Annotated in this window: 18 protein-coding genes; 5 read left to right on the forward strand and 13 right to left on the reverse strand. The window is 65.0% G+C overall.

All coding sequences use genetic code 11. The annotated features are described in order from the left end of the window. Positions 1-15 precede the first annotated feature (15 nt). Positions 16-1,191 (reverse strand): MFS transporter, encoded by a 1,176-nt coding sequence (locus KUV65_RS10100; RefSeq protein ID WP_222190186.1) that lies wholly within the window; start codon positions 1,189-1,191, stop codon positions 16-18. Between the two features lie 203 nt (positions 1,192-1,394). Here KUV65_RS10100 and KUV65_RS10105 point away from each other — a divergent pair, with 203 nt between their 5' ends. Continuing rightward, a complete protein-coding gene (locus KUV65_RS10105; protein ID WP_222190188.1) occupies positions 1,395-2,408 on the forward strand; it encodes an extracellular solute-binding protein in 1,014 nt (337 codons plus the stop codon). A 66-nt stretch (positions 2,409-2,474) separates the two neighbouring features. Here KUV65_RS10105 and KUV65_RS10110 read toward each other — a convergent pair whose 3' ends face one another. From KUV65_RS10110 to KUV65_RS10125, 4 genes are all read right to left on the reverse strand, one after another. Further along, complete coding sequence (locus KUV65_RS10110) at positions 2,475-4,163, reverse strand: ABC transporter permease (protein ID WP_222190190.1); 1,689 nt, start codon at positions 4,161-4,163, stop codon at positions 2,475-2,477. 90 nt (positions 4,164-4,253) lie between these two features. Next, positions 4,254-5,558: a mannitol dehydrogenase family protein gene (locus KUV65_RS10115; RefSeq protein WP_222190192.1), complete on the reverse strand. Its 1,305-nt coding sequence runs from the start codon at positions 5,556-5,558 to the stop codon at positions 4,254-4,256. Beyond that, positions 5,558-6,946 (reverse strand): glucuronate isomerase, encoded by a 1,389-nt coding sequence (uxaC, locus tag KUV65_RS10120; RefSeq protein ID WP_222190193.1) that lies wholly within the window; start codon positions 6,944-6,946, stop codon positions 5,558-5,560. Before uxaC ends, KUV65_RS10115 begins: the two co-directional genes overlap by 1 nt. Beyond that, positions 6,943-7,659 (reverse strand): GntR family transcriptional regulator, encoded by a 717-nt coding sequence (locus KUV65_RS10125; RefSeq protein ID WP_222190194.1) that lies wholly within the window; start codon positions 7,657-7,659, stop codon positions 6,943-6,945. Before KUV65_RS10125 ends, uxaC begins: the two co-directional genes overlap by 4 nt. A 115-nt stretch (positions 7,660-7,774) precedes the next feature. On the opposite strand from KUV65_RS10125, the gene KUV65_RS10130 reads away from it, so the two are divergent. Genes KUV65_RS10130 through uxuA form a run of 4 tightly spaced genes read left to right on the forward strand, consistent with a single transcriptional unit; the run spans position 7,775 to position 12,079 of the window. Beyond that, positions 7,775-8,833 (forward strand): Gfo/Idh/MocA family protein, encoded by a 1,059-nt coding sequence (locus KUV65_RS10130; RefSeq protein WP_222190195.1) that lies wholly within the window; start codon positions 7,775-7,777, stop codon positions 8,831-8,833. Further along, entirely contained in the window at positions 8,830-9,837 is a 1,008-nt protein-coding gene (locus tag KUV65_RS10135; RefSeq protein WP_222190196.1) for a Gfo/Idh/MocA family protein, read from the forward strand. Before KUV65_RS10130 ends, KUV65_RS10135 begins: the two co-directional genes overlap by 4 nt. After that, positions 9,834-10,898, forward strand: coding sequence for a Gfo/Idh/MocA family protein (locus tag KUV65_RS10140; RefSeq protein ID WP_222190197.1), 1,065 nt, complete (start codon positions 9,834-9,836; stop codon positions 10,896-10,898). Before KUV65_RS10135 ends, KUV65_RS10140 begins: the two co-directional genes overlap by 4 nt. After that, positions 10,895-12,079: a mannonate dehydratase gene (gene uxuA / locus KUV65_RS10145; protein ID WP_222190198.1), complete on the forward strand. Its 1,185-nt coding sequence runs from the start codon at positions 10,895-10,897 to the stop codon at positions 12,077-12,079. Before KUV65_RS10140 ends, uxuA begins: the two co-directional genes overlap by 4 nt. Positions 12,080-12,090: 11 nt before the next feature. On the opposite strand, the gene KUV65_RS10150 is transcribed toward uxuA, so the two are convergent. From KUV65_RS10150 to KUV65_RS10185, 8 genes are all read right to left on the reverse strand, one after another. Continuing rightward, positions 12,091-15,297 carry an efflux RND transporter permease subunit gene (locus KUV65_RS10150; protein WP_222190199.1) on the reverse strand — a complete coding sequence of 1,069 codons (3,207 nt, stop codon included), beginning with the start codon at positions 15,295-15,297 and terminating at the stop codon, positions 12,091-12,093. Next, positions 15,294-16,301 (reverse strand): efflux RND transporter periplasmic adaptor subunit, encoded by a 1,008-nt coding sequence (locus tag KUV65_RS10155; protein WP_222190200.1) that lies wholly within the window; start codon positions 16,299-16,301, stop codon positions 15,294-15,296. The genes KUV65_RS10150 and KUV65_RS10155 overlap by 4 nt, the downstream gene beginning before the upstream one ends. 221 nt (positions 16,302-16,522) lie before the next feature. Next, entirely contained in the window at positions 16,523-17,209 is a 687-nt protein-coding gene (locus KUV65_RS10160; RefSeq protein ID WP_308124608.1) for an ABC transporter ATP-binding protein, read from the reverse strand. After that, a complete protein-coding gene (locus KUV65_RS10165; RefSeq protein ID WP_222190201.1) occupies positions 17,206-17,955 on the reverse strand; it encodes an ABC transporter ATP-binding protein in 750 nt (249 codons plus the stop codon). The genes KUV65_RS10160 and KUV65_RS10165 overlap by 4 nt, the downstream gene beginning before the upstream one ends. Further along, positions 17,948-18,931: a branched-chain amino acid ABC transporter permease gene (locus tag KUV65_RS10170; RefSeq protein WP_222190202.1), complete on the reverse strand. Its 984-nt coding sequence runs from the start codon at positions 18,929-18,931 to the stop codon at positions 17,948-17,950. The genes KUV65_RS10165 and KUV65_RS10170 overlap by 8 nt, the downstream gene beginning before the upstream one ends. Beyond that, positions 18,928-19,848 (reverse strand): branched-chain amino acid ABC transporter permease, encoded by a 921-nt coding sequence (locus KUV65_RS10175; RefSeq protein ID WP_222190203.1) that lies wholly within the window; start codon positions 19,846-19,848, stop codon positions 18,928-18,930. The genes KUV65_RS10170 and KUV65_RS10175 overlap by 4 nt, the downstream gene beginning before the upstream one ends. Positions 19,849-19,917: 69 nt before the next feature. Continuing rightward, positions 19,918-21,048, reverse strand: coding sequence for an ABC transporter substrate-binding protein (locus tag KUV65_RS10180; protein WP_222191262.1), 1,131 nt, complete (start codon positions 21,046-21,048; stop codon positions 19,918-19,920). Between the two features lie 282 nt (positions 21,049-21,330). Beyond that, positions 21,331-22,401 (reverse strand): flavin monoamine oxidase family protein, encoded by a 1,071-nt coding sequence (locus tag KUV65_RS10185; RefSeq protein WP_222190204.1) that lies wholly within the window; start codon positions 22,399-22,401, stop codon positions 21,331-21,333. Between the last annotated feature and the right edge of the window lie 70 nt (positions 22,402-22,471).

Below are 22,471 nucleotides of genomic sequence, written 5' to 3' on the forward strand. Positions count from 1 at the left end.
TCAGCGCCCCTTTTCTTATCCAGTGCTGTCGCGGGAAAAGAGGTAGACGCTCAGACCCAGCAGGATGACGAGGCCGAACAGGGCAAAGAGGTGCCCATAGGCCGCGTTGGCCCCGCTATGGCTGACAAGCCCCGCATAGACCGGCCCCGATGCGAACTGCATCACTCCGGCCCCTCCCATGCCGAACAGGTTCAACAGCGTCACGCCGCGCCCTGTCAGATGCGGCGGGCAAAAGCTCCGGCCATGGCTGATGACGATGGGGTAGGATGCGCCCAGCAGGCCGATCACGGCAAACACGGCGACGGCGCCCCACAGCCCCGATGGCGGCAGAATCCAGAACGACAGGCATAGTAACGCCACGCCGAGATTGCCGATCAGGATCGGCCATTTTCGACTGTGAAAGATCCTGTCGGCAGGTCCATAGAGGAAATTTCCCAGAACCATGGCCAGACCCATGACAAGGGTCGCGGTGCCGATCTGGTCGAGCGCCGCCCCATGGATATCCGCGATATAGGGGCTGATCCACAGACCGCGCAGGCCTGCCGCCGGGGCGTAGCAGACGAACATCATGATCAGGATGGGCCACATCGCCGGCATGCGCAGCAGGTCGAGCAGCGATCCTTTCGCCTCGCCCTCGGGCTTTTTCGGATCGCGGACGAGCAGGGCAATGGCCAACGCGATCAGCAGGGTGAAAACGGCGAAACCGCCCACCGTCTCGCGCCACCCGAAACTCTCGATAGCCCAAGCCAGGGGCGCCGTGGACAAGATGTTGCCCAGTGAACTGACCCCCACGGTCACGCCGGCCAAAGTGCCGAAGATCGCGGCAGAAAACTCGCGCGCGAAGATGTAATAGGTTGACATGAGCACCGGGGCGCAGCCGATCCCGATCAGGATCATGGCAAGCGTGATCGCGCCGGGCCCCTGTGCCATGGCGAAAAGGGTGGCACCCCCGGCGCCCCCAAGGGCAAACAGGATCGAGGCCGTGCGGCGCGGCCCGATATGGTCGAGGGCCCACCCGACCGGCAATTGCATCAACGCGAACGCAGCGAACCACAGACCCGAAGCGCGCGCCAAGTCGCCCGTGGTCGTCCCGATATCCTGTGCCAGGACCGGGGCCAGAACCGCAAGGAACGCGCGGTAAAACTGGCTCAGCATGTAGGCGACGATCAAGAACGCGATCCCGGCGCGCATGTCTGCCTCTCCCTCCCTCTTCTCGTCCGGTTGTGCCTGCCCAGTGCATCGATCACAACGCGAAAGGCATGGTGCCGATAGGAAAGCCCTATCTCTGACAAAATTTATCAGTCTTTATTGACGGCGCGCCGATTCTCGGTTTTGAAGGCGCCACATCCGACAAAAATGGTCGGGAAATTGAACAGGACCCGCGAGGAAATATCATGACCAGAACGATTGCCGCCCTTCTGGGGACGACCATCGCTGCCTCTACCCTGACTGCTGCACAGGCGCAGGAACTCAACCTGTATTCGTCGCGCCACTACGACACCGACGAACGCCTGTACTCCGATTTCGAGGAACTGACCGGCATCACGATCAACCGGATCGAGGGCAATGCCGATGAGCTGATCGCGCGCCTTGCGGCCGAGGGGGAGAACAGCCCCGCCGACGTGTTCCTGACGGTCGACACATCGCGCCTTGCCCGCGCGCAGGAAATGGGCCTGCTTCAACCGGTCGAGTCCGAGATCCTCGAAGAGCGTATCCCCGCCAACATCCAGGCCGAGGACAACACGTGGTTCGGCTTCTCGCAGCGCGCGCGGATCATCTTCCATGCGGCCGGTCTCGAGAATCCGCCGCAGACGTATCTGGAACTCGCCGATCCCGCCTACGAAGGCATGATTTGCATCCGGTCTTCGACCAACACCTACAACCAGACTCTCCTGGCCTCGATCATCGAGAACCACGGCGAAGACGCCGCACGCGAATGGGCCGCAGGTATCGTGGCGAACATGGCGCGCGACCCGCAGGGCGGCGACACCGACCAGCTGCGCGGGATCGTGTCCGGTGAATGCGAGATCGCCGTGTCCAACAGCTACTATTTCGCGCGCGCGATTCGCACCGAGGTCGAAGGTGTCTCCGGCAGCATCGAGATGATCGACTGGGTCTGGCCTGATCAAGGCGGGAACGGCGCCCACATGAACCTGTCCGGTGGCGGTGTCGCGGCCCACGCGCCGCACCCCGAGGCGGCGGTGGCCTTCCTCGAATACCTCGCCAGCGACCAGGCACAGCAGTATTTCAGCGCCGGCAATGACGAATTCCCGGCCGTCGAAGGTGTCGAGCTGGCCGAGTCGGTCGCAGCGCTCGGTGAATTCGAAGCAGATGACGTGAACCTCTCTGCCGTAGCCCAGAACCTTGGCCTCGCGCAGCAGATCTTCAACGAGGTCGGCTGGGAGTGACCTCTTCCCCGCTTCCGGCTTTCAACGGGCGTCCCATCCGGGGCGCCCGTTTCGGTTTGCAGGGGATCATTCGGCGGCTTGCGCGTCCGGGGCCGGGATGAACCGCCGGCCGGTTCTGGATTCCCGCCCCAGGCCCCAGCACAGCACGGCGACCGGCAAGAGGCCGACAGCAGCGATCACAAGGCTGGGCACTGCGGCTTGGGCCAGCCGTTCATCGGCGGCCAGCCGGTGCGCCTGTACTGCCAGCGTGTCGAAGTTGAACGGCCGCATGATCAGCGTCGCGGGCAGTTCCTTCATCACGTCGACGAAGACGATCAGCAGCGCGGTCAGGATGGACGGGCGCAGGATCGGCAGGTGAACGCCACGCAGCATGGATCGGGGCGTGCGCCCCAATGTACGGGCCACGGCGTCGATATTGGGATTGATGGTGGCCAGTCCCGCGTCATAGGCCGACAGCGCCGCTGCCATGAAGCGCACCATGTAGGCCGCTACCAAAAGCCAGATCGACCCGGTGATCAAAAGCCCGGTGTCGATGCCGAAGCGTGCCTCCATGAAGGCATCGAGCGCATTGTCGAAGGCAGCGAAGGGCACAAGCAGGCCGACCGCGATCACGCCACCCGGAACGGCATATCCCAGCCCGCCCAGGCGCACGGCCAGCCGAGAAGCGGGCGTCGGGCGCAGCCGGGCGTTGAACCCCAGGACGATCGCGGCGCCGACCGTCAGCAGCGCGGCGATAGTAGCCAGCGTGAGCGAATTGCGCAGGAAACCAAGGTAGCGCTCGGTGAAGAGCAATTGGCCCGAATCCCACGCCATGCTCACCAACAGGACGACCGGCAGAAGGAATCCGAAAAACACCGGGACCATGCAGACCGCCCATGCGGCCCATGCCCGTCCGCCCGACAGGTGCACCGGCTGCATCGCCTCGAACCGCCGGCCCGCGCCGTGGTGGCGCTGGTTCTTGCGCTGCGCCCGTTCCAGCACGGCGAGCGTTAGCGCGACAACAAGCAGGCAAAGCGCCAGCTGCGCCGCAGCACCCCGGTCGAAGAAAGAGAACCAGCTTTGGTAAATCCCCGTCGCGAAGGTCTGCACGCCGAAATAGGACACGGTGCCATAATCGGCGAGGGTCTCCATCAGGGCGAGCAGGACGCCACCTGCGATGGACGGGCGCGCGATCGGCAAGGAAACGCGTAGGAACGCCCCCCACGGCCCTTGGCCAAGGGTGCGTGCCGCGATGTAGGCGGTCGCCGATTGCTGCATGAAAGCGGCGCGAACCAGCAGGTAGACATACGGGTACAGCACGAGGGTCAGCATCGCCGCCGCCCCGCCGAGCGAGCGGATCTCCGGGAACCAGTAATCGCGCGGTCCCCAGCCGGTCAGGTCCCGCAATGTGGTCTGCACAAGGCCCGGGTGGTCGAGGAAATCCGTATAGGCATAGGCCAGAACATAGGCCGGAAAGGCCAGCGGCAGCGCAAGCGCGACTTCGATCACCCTATGGCCGGGAAATCGGGTCGCGGTGACCAGCCATGCCGTTGCGGTCCCGATCACGCCTGTGCCAACCCCGACCAGCAGGATCAGCAAGGCCGTCGTGCCCGTGTAGCGCCACAGCACCGTGTCGGCGAGGCGCGAGACCGTGTCGAACCCGCCTGTGACCGCCGCCAGAACGACCGCCGCCATCGGCAACAGGCAGATGCCCGCGGCAATCCATGCCAGCGTGCCCAGCAAGCCGGGCGAGGTGAATGCCGTCTTTCGGATCATTCCGGCTGTCCTGCCGTTGGGGGTAAACCTTGTCGAGCGTTTTTGTCGGGGATTGCGCCAAATTGCAATGAGGTGACGGGTCGGCGCAGATCACGTTCCGAAGACAGTGGCCGCCAGGTTCTCAGTCCACGCCCGAGGGGCGTCGCCCTCGGCGATCCCGAGGCAGGCCAAGGCGCGATTGACCCGCTCCACGGGGGGACGAGAGGGCGCGAAGGCGTCGCGCAGCGCATCCTCGGCCGGGTCATCCAGGCTGATGCGGGTCTCGACGCGCCTGGACACCAGAGCAATCCAAGCCGCAATCGCGCGTGTCGCGGCGGGTGCCGCGAACCCGTGGTGACGCAGGACGGGCAAAACCCGCAAGGGCAGTTTGAGCGAACCATCCATCGCGATCTGGTCGAGGCGATGGCGCACCCCGGGAACCGAGAAGCGATCGACCAGATCGCGACCATGCTGGTCGAGGGCGCCTTGGTCGAACTGAGGCAAGAGCGGTGCGGCCTCTCGCCAAAAGGCGCGGATCAGGGCCGCCAAGCCGACGTCGGCGATCGCCTCATGCACGTAGGTGTGCCCGGCAAGCAGGCCCGCATAGGCCAAGGTCGAATGCGCGCCGTTCAACATCAGAAGTTTGCGCGCCTCGTATGGCGCGACATCTGGCACGAAGCGTGCCCCGCATGTGTCCCAAGCCGGTCGGTCTGCTGCGAAACGGTCGGCGATGATCCAATCGGTGAAGGCCTCTGTCAGGACCGGGGCGGCGTCCTTGCGCCCGGTTACCGCTGCAATGCGGTTTCGGGTGTCCTCCGTGGTGGCAGGGGTGATGCGATCGACCATCGAGTCGGGGAAGCTGTACAAGGACAGGATCTTGGGGTCCTGTCCGGCCGCCGCGAGGTAGGACCCAACAGCCGCCTGTAGCTTGCGCCCATTGCCCGAGAGGTTGTCGCAGGACAGAATGGTCAGTGGCCCGGATCGGTTCGAGGCGCGCTGCCGGAGGCCGCCCGCCAGCAATCCAATGGCCGTGACAGGCGCCTCTGACCCGAGATCCCGCTGAATGGCGGTATCGTCCAGAGCAAGCCTTCCATCGGGGCCAAGGTGATAGCCTTTCTCTGTCACGGTCAGGGTCACGACCTGAACATCAGGGTCTGCTATCTCTTCGATCACGGCGGCCGGGTCTTCGGCGGCGACCAGCAGGCGATCATGCACGGCGATCCGTTCGACCTGCAGGCCCTCGGGTGACAGGATGCCAAGGTCATAGGCAAAACCGGCTGGCGACAGGGCATCTCGAAGGGCGGAGGTGCGCATGGACACGCCGGTGATTTTCCAGTCGCCCGGGGCGTGCGCAGTATACCAGGCTTGGTGGGCCCGGTGGAAATTCCCGAATCCCAGGTGAAGGATGCGCGGCATCAGCCCTCCAACCGGTAGGCGTCGATGGCAAGGTCGCGGGCCAGAAGACGCGCGATGTGCGCGGAATCGGCGGGGCGCAGAAGGCCGCGCTCCTCTTGGTCGGCAAGGTGCAGGGCAACGCCCCGCCGCCACAGGTCGTGACGCGCCGGGATCGACAGGAAAGCGCGGGTGTCATCGTTGAACCCGGCAAGGTTCAGATAACCTGCCGTTTCCACCACCTGGTCGAAATAGCGGCGGATGCCGTTCAGGCTGTCGTGGAACCACCACGGCGGACCAAGGCGCAAGGACGGCCAATGCCCCACCATTGGCGCGAGTTGGCGCGCATAGCTGGCCTCGTCCAACGTGAAAAGGATCAGGCGGAGGCGCGGATCGTTTCCGACACGGGTCAACAGCGCATCGAGGCCCGTGACCCAATCGACGGGCGAGGGGATGTCCGCCCCCATGTCCGGGCCGAAGCGCTTCAGAAGCAGGGTATTGGTTGAACGGGTGGAGCCGACATGAAGCTGCATCACCATGCCGTCTTCGGCCGACATTTGCGCCATCTCGGTCAGCATGTGGCCGTAGAACCGCGCGGCCTCGGTCGGGGTAAGGGTGCCACGCGGCGCCTTCGCGTAAAGCCCCTCGACGTCCTCCTCCGACAGCCACCGGGTCATCAGGACCGGCACGTCATGATCCGTGGCGGTCGCTCCACGCGCACGAAACGCCTCGCGCCGGGCTGCGAGTGCGTTCAGGAAGCCGGTGAAACTGGTGGTGTCGATCCCGGTCATCTCGCCCAGTTTAATCAGGTTGGCGGCGTGCCCGGGCCTCGCCGGGTTCAGCAAATCGTCCGGGCGGAAGGTCGGTATGATCCGACCGGTCCACCCGGAGGCGGCAATCGCATCGTGATCGCCAAGGTCGGACAGGGCCGAGTCGGTCGTCGCCAGGCATTCGATCCCGAAGCTGTCGAACAGGGCCCGAGGCCGATTGGCCGGATCCTCAAGCCATCCCGCGATGTGATCGTGCACGGCATCCGCCGTTTCGGGCGACAGATCCACAGGCACCCCGATGACCGTGTAGAGGGTATGTTCCAGCCATCCGCGCGTCGGCGTGCCAAGGAATGCATCCCAATGCCGGGCAAAGCGCCGAAACACGGCACGGCTGTCGACACTCCCCGGTGGTGTACCGATGCCCAGGTCTTCCAAACGCTCCCCGAGAGAATAGAGCATCCGGAACAGGTAATGATCCGGGGTGACAAGCAGTGCGGCAGGATCGGGAAAGGCGCTGGCTTTCGCCCACCAGGACGGGTCGCAATGCCCATGGGGCGAGATGATCGGCAGGTCGGCAATGGCCTCGAAAATCGCAGCCGCCCGGGATGGCAGCACAGGCAGGCGCGGCTGCGGGGCGTTCATTCGAAATAGTCCCGATGCTCGGATTTCAGGGACTCCAGAACACCAAGAACGCCGCGCAGATGGGGCGTCAGGATCCTTTGCGCGCGTCCCAGGTTGGCCTTTCGCAGCGCGTTGGCGATGCGGCCATGTTCGTCGGCCAGCTGGCGCAAATGTTCGGTGTCGTTCAGGCGCAGGGCGCGCAGACGGTCGAGCGCGGTTTTCTCGCGCGAGACCAGTGTTTCGATCCTTGGCATGTTCGTGGCGGAGGCGATGGTCGCATGAAAGGCGTCATCGGCGGCGTGGAACGCCTCGGCATCGCTGTTTTCGATTGCCTTGGCCTGCGCCGCCAAGGCCTCTGTCAGGCGCTGATCGTGTTCGGGCGAAAGGCCGCTTTCGCAGATCAGGGTCACGGCTGCCATTTCAAGCGCTTCGCGAATGAACTGGGCGCTTCGAATGGCCGGCTCGGAAAAGCGCGTGACGAAATTTCCGCGCGAGGGAAAGGTCACGATCAGCCCTTCATCCCTGAGCCAAGTCATGGCTTCGCGGACGGGGGTTCGACTGGCGCCAAAGCGTTGACCGGCCTCGGCCTCGGATATGCGGGTTCCCGGGGGCAGCGACAGGGACAGGATCGCTTTGCGCAGGGCAGAATGGATCTGTTCAGCCGTGGGCTGGGTCAGATCGAGCGGCGGGAGGTCGATCTGCGACAGGGGCACGGGCTCGGAGGTGGCGGTCATGGGCAGGCCCTTTACACATTGTAGATTCAAATCCGGTATACTGGTGTGCGGGATCGTTGACAACGCTCTGACGCACAGTCAGTGTCCCGCAGGCAAGGCAGGAGGACGCGCCGCGATGGCCAGCAAGGATGCCCCGCTTGGCGTGGGGATGATCGGAACCGGGATGGTGGCGCGTACCCACCTTCTTGCGATCCGTGATGCCACCCCTGCACTCTCCCTGTCCGGCCTGCTGGCCCGTCATTCCAAAAGCGCAGAGCGCTTTGCGGATATGGCCGAAACCGAACTCGGTCAGCGGCCAAAGGTTTATGCCGATATTGCCGAGCTTGCCACTGACCCGGATACCGATTTCGCCCTGATCCTGACACCGCCCAACGCCCGGATCGAGTTGATTGAACCGTTGGTTGCCGCGCGAAAGCCAATTCTTCTTGAGAAGCCGGTCGCGCGCACCCTGGCCGAGGCCATTGAGGTCGTTGAACTGTGCGAGGCAGCGGATGTGCCGCTCGGGATTGTCTTTCAGCACCGCATGCGCGCCGCCTCACGCAAAGCCGCAGCCCTGATTGCCACCGGTGAACTCGGGGCGCTTGGCCTTGCCGAAATCTCTGTGCCGTGGTGGCGGGATCAGTCCTACTATGACGAGCCCGGGCGCGGCACCTATGCCCGCGACGGCGGCGGTGTCCTGATCAGCCAGGCGATCCATACCATCGACCTGGCGCTGTCGCTGACCGGTCCGGTGACCGATGTCACGGCCATGTGCGCGACCTCGCGGTTCCACGCGATGGATGCCGAAGACGTGGCCATGGCCGGGTTGCGCTTCGCCGGGGGCGGGGTCGGCTGGCTGACCGCATCCACCGCGTCCTTCCCCGGCGGGTCCGAGTCGATCACGCTTCACTTCGAAGATGCAAGCCTTCGCCTTGCCGATGGTACCCTGTCGGTCAATTGGCGCGACGGCAGGTCCGAGACGCATGGCGCTGTGGCAGGGACAGGCGGCGGGGCCGACCCGATGGCCTTCACCCATGACTGGCATCAATCGGTCCTCGAAGATTTCGCAGCAGCGCTACGCGAAGGACGGCCCCCTGCCATCACAGGGCGGGACGCGCTCGCCGCACATCGCCTGATCGACGCCATCACCCGGTCGTCCGCCGAGGGGCGGGTCATTTCCATCGAGGGATCATGAGTATTCGTTTCGCCGGTATCGGCATCGATCACCGCCACATCTTTGGCATGGCCGCGAACCTCATGGCTGAGGGAGCGGAGTTCGCGGGGTGGTGGACCGAGGGGCATCCGGGTACCTTGGACGGGTTCGTGAAGCGGTTTCCCGATGTGCCCCGGGTCGAAGATTGGCGTCGGCTGCTCGACGATCCGGCCATCGACCTGATCCTGATCTCCTGCATCCCGCGTGACCGTGCCGAGTACGCCATCGCGGCGATGGAGGCGGGCAAGGACGTGATGGTCGACAAGCCCGGCTGTACGACACTCGACCAACTTGCCCGCATCCGCGAGGTGCAAGCGCGCACGGGCCGCATCTGGTCGGTCGATTTCTCGGAACGGTTCGAGGTGCCGTCCGTCACCGCTGCCGCCGATCTGGTGGCCGAGGGCGCAATTGGTCGGGTTGTGCAAACCGTGGGGCTGGGTCCGCACAGGCTCAACCGCGCGACACGGCCCGATTGGTTCTTCGACCGCGACGCCTATGGCGGCATCCTGACCGACATCGCCAGTCACCAGATCGACCAGTTCCTGTTCTTCACCGGCTCCGATAGCGCCGAGATCACGCATGCCGCGGTCGAGAATTACGCGAACACCTCGGACCCCGGGCTTCAGGATTTCGGCGAGATCGTTTTGCGCTCGAACCAGGGGCGTGGGTATATCCGGGTGGATTGGTATACCCCCGATGCCCTTCCGAACTGGGGGGACGGGCGGCTGACGATCCTTGGCGCCGACGGCTATATCGAGCTGCGAAAATACGTCGATGTTGGCGGGCGCGAGGGCACGGACTCCCTCATTCTCGCCAACGGCGACCGCTGCGAAGTGATCGACGCGCGCGAGGCCGGTTTGCCCTACTTCCCGCGGCTGATCGCGGATGTGCAGGACAGGACTGAAACCGCGATGGCGCAGACCCATTGCTTCACGGTGATGGAGCTTGCCTTGCAGGCACAGGCCATGGCCGAGGGGCGGGCATGATCCGCGTTGCGATCATCGGGGCGGGGATTGGGGCCGAGCATTTGCAGGGTTATCGCGCCCTGCCTGACCTGTTTCGCGTTGCCACGCTGTGCGACCGTGATCTTGGCCGGGCCGATGCAGTCGCAGGGAACGATCCGGGTATCAACACAACGCCAGACCTCGACGCCGTTCTTGCCGACCCCGAGATCGACCTCGTCGATGTCTGCCTGCCGCCGCATCTCCATGCCGAGGTGTCCATCGCCGCGCTGGCCGCAGGCAAGCACGTGGTGTGCGAAAAACCGATGACTCGCAACCTTGCCGAGGCCGATGGCCTCGCCCGCGCGATCGAGGCGTCGGGCAAGGTGTTTTCGCCCGTCTTCCAATACCGCTTTGGCCCGGCGACCGCCGCACTGGATGCCCTGGTCGCGGCGGGGCTTGCAGGCCCGCCGGTCATGGCGAGCGTCGAGACTCATTGGGATCGCGACGCCGCCTATTACGCTGTGCCGTGGCGCGGCACATGGGCGGGAGAGTCCGGCGGTGCGGTTCTGGGGCATGCGATCCACGCGCATGACCTGCTTTGTCGATACTTCGGCCCGGTGGCCCGCGTGCAGGCGCATTGCGCAACCCGCGTGAACGAGATCGAGACCGAAGACTGCGCGGCGCTGGCCTTCGGGTTCGAGAACGGGGCGCTTGCGACCTCGTCCATCACATTGGGGGCGGCGGGTGATGAAACCCGCCTGCGCTTCGTCTTTCGCGACCTTACCGCCACCAGCGGAACCAGCCCCTATGCGCCTGCGGCGGACACATGGCGTTTCAAGGCGCGCGATCCGTCCCGGCAGGGCGAGGTTGATGCCATCGTGGCCAATGCCAAGGGTCATGTCGGTTTCGCCGGGTATTTCGAGGCCCTGGCCGCCGCGATTGCAGGCGATCCGTCGCGCTGTGTCAGCTTCGAGGATGGGCGCCGCTCCATAGAGTTGGTCAGCGCGATCTACGCAGCGGCCCGGTCCGGCAACACGGTTTCCCTTCCCCTGCATGCGCAAGACCCGATCCGCGCCGGGTGGCAGCCGGAGGTGGTGGCATGAGACAGACCTGGCGTTGGTTCGGCCCGCCCGATCCGATCACCCTGCCGCAGGTGCGCCAAACCGGCGCCGTGGGAATCGTCAGCGCCCTGCACCACTTGCCGCCCGGCATGGTTTGGCCCGTGGATGAGATCGCCGCGCGCAAGGCGATGGTCGAGGCCGAGGGGCTGACATGGGACGTGGTCGAAAGCCTGCCCGTTTCCGAAGCCATCAAGACGCGCGGGGCTGGGTCGGCCGAGCATATCGCCGCGTGGAAAGACAGCCTTGCCAACCTTGCGCAGGCGGGTGGCCCAAGGGTGATCTGTTACAATTTCATGCCCATCCTCGACTGGACCCGGACCGATCTGCGCGCCCCGGTTCCGGGGGGCGGCACGGCGATGCGGTTCGACCTGATCGATTTCGCGGTGTTCGACATCCATATTCTTGGGCGAGAGGGGGCGGCCGCAGATTATGACGTCACCACGCGCACCCACGCCAAGGCCCGCGCCAAGGGGATGGATCAGACCGGGCGCGAGGCGCTGGCGGCGAATATCACCGCGGGACTACCCGGGGCGAATGACAGTTGGACGCTGGACGAGGTGCGCGCGCTTCTTGCGACCTATGACGGCATTGATGCCGAAACCCTGCGGGCCAACCTGATCGCTTTTCTCGAAGAGGTCGCGCCGGTTGCCGAGGGCCTCGGCCTGCGGCTTTGCTGCCACCCCGACGATCCGCCATTTCCCCTGCTGGGGTTGCCGCGCGTCATGTCGGATCTTGCCGACTACCAAGCGGTTCTTCAGGCCGTGGACAGCCCCGCGAATGGGGCCACTCTCTGCACCGGGTCGCTCGGTGTCAGGGCCGATTTCGACCCGGTCGCCTTTGTCGAGGCCCTGGGGGACCGCATCCACTTCGTCCACCTGCGCAACACCCGCCGCGAGCGGGACAGTGGCGCAATGCGGGTAAGTTTTTCCGAAGCGGCGCATCTTGATGGGGACACCGACATGGTTGCCACGATCCGCGCCTTGATGGCCGAGGAAGAGCGGCGGCGCGAGGCGGGGCGGGACGACCATGAGATCCCCATGCGCCCCGACCATGGGCATGACCTGCTGGATGACCTCGGCCGACAGGGCCAACCCGGCTACCCGTTGATCGGGCGCTTGCGCGGGTTGGCCGAGCTTCGGGGCGTCATGGCAGCGCTGCGCTAGCGCTGCCCCCTTCAGGTCTTGAGCACGCGGTAGATCGCCGGGATCACTAGCACGGTCAGCAGCGTCGAGGTCAACAAACCGAACAGCAGCGACAGCGCGAGCCCCTGGAAGATCGGGTCGCTCAGGATCACGATGGCCCCGAACATCGCGGCCAGGGCCGTCAACAGGATCGGCTTGAACCGGATCGCCCCGGCCTCCAGCAGGATATCGAGCTGCGTCTTGCCCTCGGTATCGGCGTTCCGGATGAAATCCACCAACAGGATCGAGTTGCGCACGATGATCCCGGCCAGCGCGATGAACCCGATCATCGAGGTCGCGCTGAACGGTGCGCCCCACAACCAGTGCCCCCCCATGATCCCCAGGAAGGTCAGGGGCACTGGCGTCAACACGACAAGCGGCAGGCGGAACGATCCGAACTGGGCCACCACCAGCACGTAGATGGCCAAAAGTGCCACGCCGAACGCGGCGCCCATGTCGCGGAAGGTCACCCAGGTGACCTCCCACTCGCCGTCCCAAAGGACGGACGGATGGCTTTCATCCTCGGGCTGGCCGTTCAGCAGGATCTCGGGTTGGGGCAGGTCGCCCCAGTCGCGGCTGTCCAGCGCCTCGCCAACAGCGATGATGCCGTAAAGCGGCGCTTCGAACCGGCCTGCCAACTCGCCCATCACCATCTCGGCCGGGCGGCCGTTGCGGCGGTAGATCATCGGCGAGGCGCTTTCCTCGATCACCTCGACCACGTCGCCCAGTTCGACCACGCCGCGCGCCCCCGGCAGAAGGTTGGCGGGCACGGGCGTTGACAGGAAGGACTCGTCAAGCACCCGGTCGCCCCGGTCCGGGCCGATCACGATGGGGAGCGGGTCACGGTCGAGGCCACGATGAGAATACCCCACCACCTGCGCGCCGTTCAGCGTCGCGATGGTGTTCAGCACATCCGCTTCGGTCACGCCGTAGAATTCCAGGTCGTCCGGGGACAGCAGCAGGCGCATGCGCCGGGCGGGCGTGGCGAAGGTGTCGTCGATATCGACGATGAAATCGACGCTTTCGAAGGCGCCGCGCACCTCGCGCGCAACGGCGCGGCGTGTCTCCGTGTCGGGGCCGTAGACCTCGGCCAGAAGCGTCGCCATCACCGGTGGACCGGGGGGCGGCTCGACGGTGCGGATGCGCGTGCCCTCGGGCAAGTTCAGTGCGGCCAGCCGTTCCCGCAGGTCCAGCGCAATGTCGTGGCTGGACCGTTCGCGTTCACCAAGGTTGATCTGGATATCGCCCATATGGGGCGATTGCCGCATGAAGTAGTGGCGCACGAGGCCGTTGAAGTTGAAGGGCGCGGCGGTGCCGGCATAGGTCTCGACCGAACGCACCTCGGGCAGGCCCATCGCGATCTCGGCGGCGGCCAGCGCGACGGTATCGGTGTCTTCCAGCGCGCTGCCCTCGGGCAGGTCGAAGACGACGGCCAGCTCATCCTTGTTGTCATAGGGTAGAAGCTTGACCGTCACATGCTGGGTGTAGAGCAGGCCGAGCGATCCGAAGGACAGCACGATCGTCAGCAAGAGAAACAGCGCCGCGCCGGGCCGTGACTTGAGGACCGGGCGCGCGACGGCGCGGAAGATGCGCCCTAGCGTGCCGCCATGGGCCCCGTCATGGCCATGCACCGGCGCCTTGCCCGAAATCTTGATCATCAGCCATGGCGTGACCATGACCGCGATGAAGAAGGACAGGATCATCGCGGCGGAGGCGACGGCGGGGATCGGGCTCATGTAGGGGCCCATCAGGCCAGACACGAACAGCATCGGCAGAAGGGCGGCCACGACCGTCAGGGTCGCGACGATGGTCGGATTACCCACCTCGGCCACGCCGTCGATGGCGGCGCGGATGCGGCTGCGCCCATCCCCCATCGCCCAGTGCCGCGCGATGTTCTCGATCACCACGATGGCGTCATCGACCAGGATCCCGATGGAGAAAATCAGCGCAAACAGCGACACTCGGTTCAGTGTGTAGCCCATCGCCCAGGCTGCGAAGAGCGCCAGAAGGATTGTCACCGGGATGACGATGGCCACCACGATGCTTTCCCGCCAGCCGATGGTCAGCAGCGTCAGAACAACGATGGAGAGCGTGGCGAGGAACAGCTTCAGCAGCAGCTTGTCGGCCTTGTGCGCGGCGGTCTCACCGTAATCGCGGGTCACCTCGACCTGCACGCTATCGGGGATCAATGAGCCCTCCAGCGCCTCGACCCGGTGCAGGATTTCCTCGGCCACGGTCACGGCATTCGCCCCCGCCCGCTTGGCGAAGGCCAGCGTGACGGCGGGGCGACGTTCAAGCTCGCCGTCTTCGCCCCGGTTGATCTGGGTCACGCGATGGTCCGACATATCCTCGACGAAGGAGATATCGGCCACGTCCCCGACATAGACAGGCCGCTCGTCCCGCGTGGTCAGCAACAGCCCCGCGATCTCGGTCGGCGAGACAAGGCTTTGGCCGGCCAGAAGGGTGATCTCGTCCCCCTCGCTATAGAGGGTGCCGGCATTCATCATGCTGTTCGCACCGGCGACCTTCTGCGCCAGTTGTTGCAGGGTCACGCCGAACAGCGCCAGCCGCTCCGGGTCGGGTGTCACGCGGATCGCCTCGGACGCTTCGCCGACGATATAGCTGAGGCCGACATTCTCGATACGCTGGATTTCCCCGCGCAATTCTCGCGCGATATCCGACAGGGCGTTCGCGCCGACCTCGCTGCCGTCCGCGGCGCTGAGCGTCAGGGTCACGATGGCCACATCGTCGATGCCGCGCCCGATGATCAGGGGTTCCGGAATGCCCACCGGGATGCGATCCATGTTGGCGCGCACGCGTTCATGAACCCGCAAGATCGCCGCATCGGACGAGGTCCCGACAACGAAACGCGCCGTCAGCATCGTCTGGTAGTCATGCGTCTGCGAGTAGACATGCTCGACATCCGGGATTGCCCGCAGAATGCCTTCCAGCGGTTCGGTGACGAGGTTCACGACATCATCGGCCACCAGCCCCGGCGCCTGTACGATCACGTTGACCATGGGGACCGAGATCTGCGGCTCCTCCTCGCGCGGAACGGACAGGAGCGCGATCAGACCCATTGCAAGCGACGCCAGCATCAGAAGTGGCGTCAGGGGCGACTGGATGAACGCACGGGTCAGCGCGCCGGCGATACCCAGCTTTGCGGGTTCGTATCCGTCCTCGGCCTCGGGCGTACTCATGGCAGCACCACGATGTCACCCGCCGACACGCCGGCGAGGATTTCCACCATCGTCTCGCCATCGACCACATGGGTGTCGCCGACCTGCACGACATGCTCGCGCGGATCGTCGCCCCCGAGGCTCAGATAGTCGAGACCGAAACGGTGATCGAGCGCCGCTTCGGGCACCAGGAAGGCCTCTCGCGACCCGATCGGCAGACGCACCAGAACGCGCGCATCGACCAGGCGGTCGTCAACGCCTTCGACCTCGACATCGGCCAGCACGCGGCCATTCTCGATCTGCGGATAGACGCGCGCCAACCTGCCCTCGATTGCGTCGTCCTCTGCGCCCGGGCTGATCTGGATGGTGTCGCCCTCGCTCATCAGGGTGGCATGGCGTTCGGGCACCGCAAGCCGCAGAAACACGCCGCCCCCGCCGATTGTCGCCACGGATTCGCCCGGCATCACGATGGCGCCGGCCGCCACCGGCACGGTGAGGACACGTCCCGCGATAGGGGCAAGGATATCCCCTTCGGACAACTGCTGCCCGATCACACGTCCCTCGGCCTCAGCCGCCGCGATCTGGTTGCGCAAGACCTCGACCTGCGTGCGCAACCCGTCCAGCCGTTGCACGGTGGTGACGCCGCGGGCGAGCAGTTCCTCGCCACGCGCGAGTTCGGTCTCGGCATTCGCAAGCTGCGAGCGGAGCGCTTCGAGTTGGGCATCGTTGGCCGCCAGGCGGAATTGCAACGCCACGTCGACAACCCGGCCGATGACCTGACCCGCCTCGACTCGATCGCCTTCAATCACGTCGAGCGTTTCCAGTGTCCCGCCAAGCCGCGCCCGGGCTGGCAGCATCCGCCGCGGCTGGATCTGGCCGTAGACCGATTTCCATTCGGTGACGTCCTGCGGCTGCAGTTCCAATTGCGACTGCGCGCTTGCCATGCCGGTCCAAGGCAAGGCAGCCGTGAACAGGGCAACGATCAGGGAGCGGAGAGACCTCGACCGGATCTTTTCAAATGTCATGTCATGTTTCCTTGCACCGAAACAGCGGCCATTCGACGTCGCGCGCGCGGCCAGTCCGAACCAGCATACGACGATCAAGCCGAATTGCACCGTTTCAGGCAATCAGGCCGGATCCTGACCCAACGACGCATTGATCGCTGTCAAAGTCACGTGGGATATAAGATTGGCAATGTCAAGCAAATGGGCGATCTCAGCTGTGCCGCACGGCAAGCTGTAACCCCTCACACACCGATGTAACGCTCACTCGTTTCGGCATCCAAATCAGCCATGGCGCCCTCCCAGGCCACCTTGCCGCGGGTGATCAGGATAGCCCGGTCGGCAACTTGCCGTAGCTCCTTCAGCGTTTTGTCGATGACTAGCAGCGCGAGACCTGTCTCGGCCTTGAGCCGCGCGACAGCTTCCCAAATTTCGGCGCGGATGAGCGGGGCGAGCCCCTCGGTCGCTTCATCGAGGATCAGCAGACGTGGGTTCGTCATCAGCGCGCGACCGATTGCGAGCATCTGCTGTTCGCCGCCCGACAGCGTCGAGGCGCGTTGCTTCTTCCGCTCACCCAAGCGCGGGAAAAGCGCGAAGACGCGCGCAAGGTCCCAGTGTCCGGGCCGTGCGGCGACAAGCAGGTTTTCCTCCACGGTGAGGTCGCGGAAACAGCGCCGTCCTTCTGGCACCAGCCCGATCCCCAGCCGTGCGGCCTGATGGCTGGACAGCCGGGTAAGGTCGCGCCCGTCGAAACCGATTTGCCCCTCGGCTGGCAGCATCCGGCAGACCGTTTTCACCGTCGTGGTCTTGCCCATGCCGTTTCGCCCCATCATGGCGACCGCCTCGCCCTGATCGATGCTGAGGGTCATGCCAAACAGGGCCTGGCTGGTGCCGTAACTGGCCGTGACGTTTTCAAGGGTCAGGAGCGTCACGCGTCTTCTCCCAGGTAGGCGTCGCGCACGGCGGCATCGGTGCGGATCGCGTCCGGCGGACCGCTGGCGATGATGCGGCCGTAGACCAGCACACTGATCCGGTCGGCCAAGGCAAAGACGGCGTCCATGTCATGTTCGACCAGCAGGATCGGCGCTTCGTGCCGGAGTTGGTCAAGCAGGGCGGTCATCCGCTGCCCGCCTTCGGCGCCAAGGCCGGCCATGGGTTCGTCCATCACGAATGCCGCCGGTTTCAATGTCAGCGCGACTGCAACTTCCAGCTGCCGCCGTTCCCCGTGGCTGAGGTCGGACGTGCGCATCGCGGCCTTGTCCAGCAAACCGACCCGGTCGAGCGCCGCCTCTGCCGATGCGCGCAAGGCCTTGTCCGAGATCGCCCGGCTGAACAGACGCCACGGGTTGCCCGCCGCCCCCAAGGCCCCCAGCATCGCGTTTTGCAGGACGGTATCCTCCATCGCCAGCGCCGAGATCTGGAAGGTCCGCGCAAGGCCCATCCGGGCGCGGGCCCGCGTCGGCAGGCGTGTCACGTCTTGCCCGTTCAGGCGGATCACTCCGGCGTCGGGCGCAAGCGTGCCGCAAATCTGCGCGATCAGCGTGCTTTTGCCAGCGCCGTTCGGGCCGATCACGGCATGAATCTCGCCGGGCCTCAGGCTGAGGTCGATCTCGTCCGACACCACGAGTGCGCCGAAATGCTTCGTCAGGCCGCGAATATCGAGAACCGGTTCAGTCATGGCCTTTTGCCTGCCCTGCCAGAAGCCCGATCACACCCCCGCGGGCAAACAGCACGATGCCGAGCAGCACGGCCCCGAGGTAGATGTGCCAGTAGTCGCTCAGGTCGCCCAGGACATGCTCCATCGCGACGAACAGAACGGCACCCGCCACCGGCCCGAACAGGCGGGCGACACCACCCAGGATCACGAAGATCATGATCTCGCCCGACATGTGCCAGCTGAACATGGTGGGGCTGACGAAGCGGTTGAGATCGGCAAAGAGCGCGCCGGCCAGGCCGGTGATCGCGCCCGAGATGACGAAAGCCAGCAGTTTCGCCCTTTGCCCGTTCAGGCCCACGGTTTCGACCCGGTGCGGCACCTGGCGCGACGCGTTCAGCATCAACCCGAAGGGCGATCGCGCGATGCGGGCCGAGAGCCAGAGCGCCCCACCGAGCAGCGCGAAACAGAGGGCGTAGAACTGGATCGGGACGAGCGTGTTCAGACCGGGAAAGCTGTTGCGAATGTAGATCGACAGCCCGTCCTCGCCGCCATACGCGCTCCAGGAGATGGTGAAGTAGTAGAACATCTGACCGAAGGCCAAGGTGATCATGATGAAATAGACCCCCGTGGTGCGCAGGGACAAAAGCCCGATCACGAACGCCGCGAGCGCCGAGCAGAGGATGGCCACCAGCCAGATCACCGGCATGGATTTCGTCCCCTCGATCGCCAGCGTGTCGGGGAACATCGGTGAATAGATCTGGGCGTGATAGGCGAGGATGCCCATGGCATAGCCGCCGATCCCGAAAAATACCGCATGACCCAGCGAGACCAGCCCGCCCAGCCCGAGGGCAAGGTTCAAGCCGACGGCTGCAAGCGCAAAGATCACCGCACGTGTGGCCAGCGTGATCGTGAAGGGCTCGCCCGCGACATGCGCCCAGAGCGGCACACCGATCAGCGCCGCGACAAGGGCAGAGTTGACGTAACCTTCGCGGGTCATGTGCGCACCCCGAACAGGCCGGTCGGACGCCAGATCAGCACGGCCGCCATCAGCAGGTAAATGGCCATCGACGACAGCGAGGCGCCGATCTGCGTGGCCGACGCCGGCTCCATGAACAGCTTGAAGAGCTCTGGCAGGAAGACACCGCCCAACGTGTCCGTCAGGCCCACGATCAGGGCCCCGACGAAGGCCCCCTTGATCGAGCCGATGCCGCCAATCACGATAACCACGAAGGCAAGGATCAGCACGGGTTCCCCCATGCCGACCTGCACCGACTGAATTGCACCGACCAACGCCCCGGCCAAACCCGCGAGGGCGGCCCCCAAGGCGAATACGAAGGTGTAAAGCGTGCGGATATCCACGCCGAGCGCGGCGATCATCTCGCGGTCGTTCTCACCCGCGCGGATCTGGATGCCGATGCGGGTCTTCGCAATCAGCAGCCAGAGGCCAAGCGCCACGGCCAGCCCCGCCGCGATCAGCGCCAGCCGGTAGCGCGGGTATTCGATGCCGCCCGGCAGGGTTACCGGCCCTGACAGCAAAGCAGGCGTGTCGAGGTAGAGGGGGAAAGACCCAAACAGCGCCCGCGTCCCCTCGGAGAAGATGAGGATCAAGGCGAAGGTCGCAAGCACCTGGTCGAGGTGGTCGGTATGGTAGAGCCGCCTGATCACGGTCATCTCAATGAGTGCGCCCGCCATGGCCCCGGCTGCCATCGCCGCGACGACGGCCAGCAGAAACGAGCCCGTCAGCCCCGCAACCGTCGCAGCAATGAATGCGCCAATCATGTAGAGCGACCCATGGGCGAGGTTGATCAGCCCCATCACGCCGAAGATCAGCGTCAGGCCCGCAGCCATCAGGAACAGCATGACCCCGAACTGAAGCCCGTTCAGCACCTGTTCGACGATCAGGATCGCGGACATATTGACCTTACCTCAAGCGTTGGGGCCGGCCCCTGCGGACCGGCCCCAGTGTTTCACTCTAACCGTGGATCACATCGAACAGTCGTCTGCATAGGCGTCGCCGCGATCTTCCAGGGCCACGCCGATGAGACGGTTGGTGAAGATCTCACCGTCCTGCACCACCTCGCGGACGTAGATATCCTGGATGGGGTGGTGGTTCGGTCCAAAGGTGAATTCACCACGGGTCGAGGCGAAATCGGCCGCGCGCAGCGCCTCGCGGAAGGCGTCCGGATCGTCGTTGGGGTCCGCGACCTCAAGGGCCGAGAGGATCAGGTTCGCGGTGTCGAAGCCCTGGCTGGCATAAAGCGACGGGATACGGCCATAGGCCTCTTCGAAGGCGGAAACGAAGGCCACGTTCGCTTCGTTCTCAAGATCGGGCGACCATTGCGAGGTGTTGACGACGCCAAGGGCATCCGCGCCGACTGCCTGCAAAATGCCCTGATCGAACGAGAAGGCCGGTCCGATTACGGGGATATCAAGCCCACTATCCGCATACTGCCGCAGGAACGAGATGCCCATGCCACCCGGCAGGAAGAAGAACACGCTGTCCGCACCCGAGGCCCGGATCTGGGCGATCTCGGCGGCGTAGTCCGTCTGGCCCAACTGCGTGTATAGCTCCCCGGCCAGCTCACCTTCGTAGAACCGCTGATACCCCGACAGGGCGTCCTGACCGGCGGGGTAGTTCGGTGCCAGGATGAAGCTGTTCGTGTAGCCCGCCGTATTGGCATAGGCGCCCGCGGCCTCGTGCAGATTGTCGTTCTGCCAGGCCACGTTGAAATAGTTCGGATGGCAGCCGCGCCCCGCCAGTTGCGAGGGGCCTGCGTTGGGTGACAGGTAGAACACATCCTGCGCCGTCACGGAGGGCACGACGGCCATGGCCAGGTTCGACCAGATGATGCCGGTCATGATATCCACGTCCTCGGCCTGGATCATCCGATCGGCGAGTTGAACGGCGACGTCAGGCGCTCGCTCGTCGTCTTCGATGATCATTTCGATATCGTCGCGGCCCGATTGCTCCAGCGCGAGCAGGAAACCGTCGCGCACGTCGATGCCGAGCGATGCGCCCCCTCCCGAAAGCGTCGTGATCATCCCGATGCGTGTCTCGGCGGACGCCGCGCTTCCAAGCGCAATCATCGAGGCCAGGAGTAGAGTAGCTTTCATGGTCATCTGATCCGTCCCTGTTGTCGTGTTGCTCTTCCCGGTGCTGATCGTCCCCGTATCCGCGCCGGGGTCAACCCTGCAACCGGGTTCGGCGCCACCTTTGCCGCGTCGGAGCAGGGGATCGCGCCGGCCTTGGGTGGTGGTGGGCAGCCGAAAAAGGAAGAAAGATGGTAGCCCAGCCGAGGCCCAAGGTTTCTTCGCGTGATCCGCGCACCGGACGCGGGCGGTCACGGATGATGGATGTCATTAGTAAGCAAGACTGGCGTCATCCGCTCGGGCGGTTCAGCCTGGCGTTGCTGCTGCACCCATGTCTTCGATGATTATTCGCGCCACGCGCTCTGCAGAGGCCAGCGCCCCTTCCATCAGACCTCCCATTTCCGGGGCGGTTTCGGTCGCGGCGAAGTGGAGGCGACCATCTGCAACCCCGACAAGCGATGGTAGCAGTCCGTAGTCCGGGTGCCCTTGAGGGGGCGTATGATCCGCGGGTGTCGCGGTCCACGGCTCACAGGCCCAGTCCTGCAATCTCACTTGCTTCGGCTGCGCGGCGTCGGGCCCGAAGAACCGCGCGAGTTGTTGCAGGGCCATTTCCTTGATCTTGGCGGCATGTTCCTTGCGAGCGGTGGCGGGCACACCGACGAACCCGAACAGCGCGGCAGGGCTGCCCTCGACGCCGCTGGCATCGTGGATCTCGGCAAGTGGCCCGTTTCGGCTCATCGCGTCGCCTGAAAGGCCCTTGTCGCGCCAGAACGGGTGATCGTAGGTCGCGACAAACTTGGCATGGCCGGCCATCCAGGTCGGGATCGTGGCCAGCGCCACTTGGGCTGCCTCGGGAAGCGGCGGGTCATATCGCAGCCCGGCGGCGAGGCGAGGTGGGATAGCCAGCGCCACGTGGCGAGCCGAACAGTGGCGCCCTTCTGACAGCTGGACCATGCCATTCCCAATCATCTCGGCGGCGCAGGACAGGTGCAGTCGGTCTTTTGGCAGGGTTGCGACCAACCCCTCGATAAGGCCGATCATCCCGCCATCGACACGAAACGAGCCCTCCATCGACGCGAACCCGACACCGCGATGCACCTTGCCCGTGGTGTCCTCGAACAGGATCTCGCCGGCGGCATGCTGAGGAAAGGCCTGAAGGCCCAGTTCGGCGATCAGTTGGGCGATGCGAGGTTGACCGGGCCAGAACCAGGATGGTCCGAGGTCGACACGACCGCTTGGCCCTTCAAGAGCCGCGATACGACCACCGAAGTGCGGCCGTGCCTCGAACAGCTGGAATGAGAGCCCGGCCTTCACCATGCGGGAAGCGAGCGCCAGGCCTGCAAGGCCGCCGCCTATGATGACGACATCCGTGGACATATCGGTTCTGTAACCCACTCCGGTTCCCGTCGCGCAAGGAGAAGCTGGCGGATGGCACGCGCCGCTTTGG

Origin of the sequence: Maritalea mobilis (genome assembly GCF_019800885.1) — a bacterium.
Taxonomy (GTDB): domain Bacteria; phylum Pseudomonadota; class Alphaproteobacteria; order Rhodobacterales; family Rhodobacteraceae; genus Roseibacterium; species Roseibacterium beibuensis.

Coding starts and splice junctions, on each gene's coding strand:
- KUV65_RS10100 (WP_222190186.1), bottom strand. CDS start 1,191: ATGCGCGCCGGGATCGCGTTCTTGATCGTCGCCTACATGCTGAGCCAG.
- KUV65_RS10105 (WP_222190188.1), top strand. CDS start 1,395: ATGACCAGAACGATTGCCGCCCTTCTGGGGACGACCATCGCTGCCTCT.
- KUV65_RS10110 (WP_222190190.1), bottom strand. CDS start 4,163: ATGATCCGAAAGACGGCATTCACCTCGCCCGGCTTGCTGGGCACGCTG.
- KUV65_RS10115 (WP_222190192.1), bottom strand. CDS start 5,558: ATGCCGCGCATCCTTCACCTGGGATTCGGGAATTTCCACCGGGCCCAC.
- uxaC (WP_222190193.1), bottom strand. CDS start 6,946: ATGAACGCCCCGCAGCCGCGCCTGCCTGTGCTGCCATCCCGGGCGGCT.
- KUV65_RS10125 (WP_222190194.1), bottom strand. CDS start 7,659: ATGACCGCCACCTCCGAGCCCGTGCCCCTGTCGCAGATCGACCTCCCG.
- KUV65_RS10130 (WP_222190195.1), top strand. CDS start 7,775: ATGGCCAGCAAGGATGCCCCGCTTGGCGTGGGGATGATCGGAACCGGG.
- KUV65_RS10135 (WP_222190196.1), top strand. CDS start 8,830: ATGAGTATTCGTTTCGCCGGTATCGGCATCGATCACCGCCACATCTTT.
- KUV65_RS10140 (WP_222190197.1), top strand. CDS start 9,834: ATGATCCGCGTTGCGATCATCGGGGCGGGGATTGGGGCCGAGCATTTG.
- uxuA (WP_222190198.1), top strand. CDS start 10,895: ATGAGACAGACCTGGCGTTGGTTCGGCCCGCCCGATCCGATCACCCTG.
- KUV65_RS10150 (WP_222190199.1), bottom strand. CDS start 15,297: ATGAGTACGCCCGAGGCCGAGGACGGATACGAACCCGCAAAGCTGGGT.
- KUV65_RS10155 (WP_222190200.1), bottom strand. CDS start 16,301: ATGACATTTGAAAAGATCCGGTCGAGGTCTCTCCGCTCCCTGATCGTT.
- KUV65_RS10165 (WP_222190201.1), bottom strand. CDS start 17,955: ATGACTGAACCGGTTCTCGATATTCGCGGCCTGACGAAGCATTTCGGC.
- KUV65_RS10170 (WP_222190202.1), bottom strand. CDS start 18,931: ATGACCCGCGAAGGTTACGTCAACTCTGCCCTTGTCGCGGCGCTGATC.
- KUV65_RS10175 (WP_222190203.1), bottom strand. CDS start 19,848: ATGTCCGCGATCCTGATCGTCGAACAGGTGCTGAACGGGCTTCAGTTC.
- KUV65_RS10180 (WP_222191262.1), bottom strand. CDS start 21,048: ATGAAAGCTACTCTACTCCTGGCCTCGATGATTGCGCTTGGAAGCGCG.
- KUV65_RS10185 (WP_222190204.1), bottom strand. CDS start 22,401: ATGTCCACGGATGTCGTCATCATAGGCGGCGGCCTTGCAGGCCTGGCG.